This is a genomic window from Halomonas sp. IOP_6 (assembly GCF_021151565.1).
In the GTDB taxonomy this organism is placed as follows: domain Bacteria; phylum Pseudomonadota; class Gammaproteobacteria; order Pseudomonadales; family Halomonadaceae; genus Vreelandella; species Vreelandella alkaliphila.
Window position 1 is genome coordinate 1 of sequence record NZ_JAIRBO010000020.1, and the last position, 1,935, is coordinate 1,935.

1 protein-coding gene is annotated in these 1,935 nt (G+C 60.7%); it reads left to right on the forward strand.

Going from position 1 to position 1,935, the window contains the following annotated elements; translation table 11 throughout:
- Positions 1-474: 474 nt before the first annotated feature.
- Positions 475-1,863 (forward strand): group II intron reverse transcriptase/maturase, encoded by a 1,389-nt coding sequence (gene ltrA / locus K7H08_RS18290; RefSeq protein WP_231658682.1) that lies wholly within the window; start codon positions 475-477, stop codon positions 1,861-1,863.
- Positions 1,864-1,935 lie beyond the last annotated feature (72 nt).

Sequence of the window (1,935 nt, forward strand, 5' to 3'; positions counted from 1 at the left end):
TTTTTTTATGGTGCGCCAGGCATGGCGCGCAGCGCCTTAACAGGCGCTATTCCTGAGGGTGGTGCCTCAGGATGACTTGGGGGTGAAAGTCCCCTGCACGCCCGGCAAGGGGAAGTGCTAGCCGACGGCAAGGGTGTCCCTCGCGAGGGGGAATCTGAAGGAAGCCCAAGGCAAAACGCTGGCCTGACGAATAGGAAGCGGATACGAGGCGTCATGGCGGGGTGAGATGGCCATAATCATCAAAGCCCGGTACTTGCACGGAACGCCATGACGTAGATCCGACAGGCATAAGCGGGAAGGTCGCGCGTCTTACCCTGGGAGGTCTGGTGATCTGCCACAGTGCTACCGGCGTCGAGAGGCGACGGGATGGGTTACCAGACGTCAGCCGAGGCCATAGTAAGTGCCGGTTCACTACGGCACCAAGGGCCGAACATGAAGAACCGCGAGTAGGCGATAACGTCTCGAGGATCGATCATGAAGACAGACCATGACGCTAATACCGTCACTCACCCAGAGGGGCAGGAGCAGAACTCCGCGCCCCAGCCGGTGGGCGTCGAGACGATCCCGGCGTCGTTATCGTGGACGAAAGCGGAGTCAGCCTCGCTCATGGAGCGGGTCGTTGACCCGGAGAACATGGAGCGAGCTTACCGTAAGGTGGCTGCCAACAAAGGTGCACCGGGTGTCGATGGCATGACGGTGCATCAACTGGCTGACCACCTAAAACAGCACTGGCCAACGCTGCGTGAGCGGCTGTTGGCCGATGCGTATCACCCGAGTCCAGTTCGAGCAGCCACGATCCCCAAGCCTAAAGGCGGAGTGCGGCAGCTCGGAATACCCACGGTCACCGACCGACTGATCCAGCAAGCGCTGTCACAAGTGCTCATGCCGGTCTTCGACTCGGGGTTCTCCGCGTCGAGTTACGGTTACCGCCCCAAACACAGCGCCAAGCAGGCCGTATCGGCCATGAAGGCCCATGTTACCGCTGGCCACCGCTGGGTGGTCGACCTTGACCTGAAAGCCTTCTTCGACCGAGTGAACCACGATCTGCTGATGGCACGGGTAGCGCGGCGCGTTGATGACAAGCGCGTGCTGCGCCTGATCCGCCGCTATCTGGAAGCGGGTATGTTGCAACACGGCTTGCCCACGCCGAGGCGACAGGGGACACCCCAAGGCGGACCACTCAGCCCGCTACTGGCGAACATCCTGCTGGACGATCTGGACAAGGAGCTGGAACGCCGAGGCCACCGCTTCTGCCGCTACGCCGATGACGTTCAGGTGTACGTCAACAGTCGGCGGGCAGGCGAGCGTGTCATGGACAGCTTGAGTGAGTATCTCGAGAGCTCACTTCGGCTGACGGTCAACCGCACGAAAAGTGCGGTGGACCGGCCATGGAAACGCGGCTATCTGGGCTACCGTCTCACTTGGCACAAGCAGCCGAAGGTGACGCTGGCCAAGGCAAGTCTGAAGCGCATGATGCAGCGTGTTCGTGAGATCCTGAAGCGCGGCAGGGGGCGTAACACCCAACGGATAATCGAAGAGTTGGGGCCAGTCCTGCGTGGATGGGCCAACTACTTCAGCTTTGTTGATGTGAAACGGCCCTTGGAAGCGCTGGATCAATGGATACGTCGCCGCTTACGCGGCCTAATCTGGCGGCAATGGAAACGTTCAGCGACTCGTCGCCGGAAACTTCAAGGGCTGGGCCTGGACGCGCCCCGAGCTTGGAAATCGGCAGGCAATGGTCGAGGCCCTTGGTGGAACGCCGGGGCATCGCACATGAACCAGGCCCTGCCGAGGAAATGGTTTTATGACCAGGGACTGATCTCGGTACTGGATACGGTAAGAGGGCTTAACCGTTCTTCATGAACCGCCGTGGTACGGAACCGTATGCCCGGTGGTGTGAGAGGACAGGGGAGGCGACTCCCCTTCCTACTCGAT